The following is a 728-nucleotide window of genomic DNA, read 5'->3' on the forward strand; positions in this document are numbered from 1 at the left end:
CTCAGGGTACTTAGATGTTTCAGTTCCCCTGGTCTGCCTCTCACTCACCTATGAATTCAGTGAGTAGTGACTGTCGATGAAGACAGCCGGGTTTCCCCATTCGGACATCCCCGGATCAAAGCTTGCTTACAGCTCCCCGAGGCTTTATCGTTGTTCGCCACGTCCTTCGTCGGCTCCTGGCGCCTAGGCATCCTCCGTGTGCTCTTTGTAGCTTAACCTAGACTTTTCTTTCACAGAAAGAAAATGTCGATATCTGCTACCTTTATTTCACTTGTTTACACAAGATCAGCTTAAAGGAATATTCTAAAACGCAATTTCGTTTCGGTATCCAGTTTTCAAGGTGCAATTCGCTTCGTCGAAGCGAAGCCTGATGAATATTTCGGTTCCACACGATGTGTGAATGAAATATTCGTCGAAACTTGAGAGTTTGAACTCTCAAAACTGAGCAACGAGTGAGTAAGTCCAGGATATTCATTTCATTCACACGAATGTGATGAACCGAATTGAATATCCGGTTGCAGGTACGCTGTACCTGCTAATTTGAATGTTTCCGTTGCAGGAAACGATTCTCCATAGAAAGGAGGTGATCCAGCCGCACCTTCCGATACGGCTACCTTGTTACGACTTCACCCCAATCATCTACCCCACCTTCGGCGGCTGGCTCCTTGCGGTTACCTCACCGACTTCGGGTGTTGTAAACTCTCGTGGTGTGACGGGTGGTGTGTACA

Annotated in this window: 2 rRNA genes; both read right to left on the reverse strand. The window is 47.3% G+C overall.

The annotated features are described in order from the left end of the window. A 23S ribosomal RNA gene (locus tag C400_RS0126020) occupies positions 1-218 on the reverse strand; the annotation flags it as partial. A 358-nt stretch (positions 219-576) separates the two neighbouring features. Then, a 16S ribosomal RNA gene (locus C400_RS0126025) occupies positions 577-728 on the reverse strand; the annotation flags it as partial.

Origin of the sequence: Paenibacillus sp. ICGEB2008 (genome assembly GCF_000307675.1) — a bacterium.
In the GTDB taxonomy this organism is placed as follows: domain Bacteria; phylum Bacillota; class Bacilli; order Paenibacillales; family Paenibacillaceae; genus Paenibacillus; species Paenibacillus polymyxa.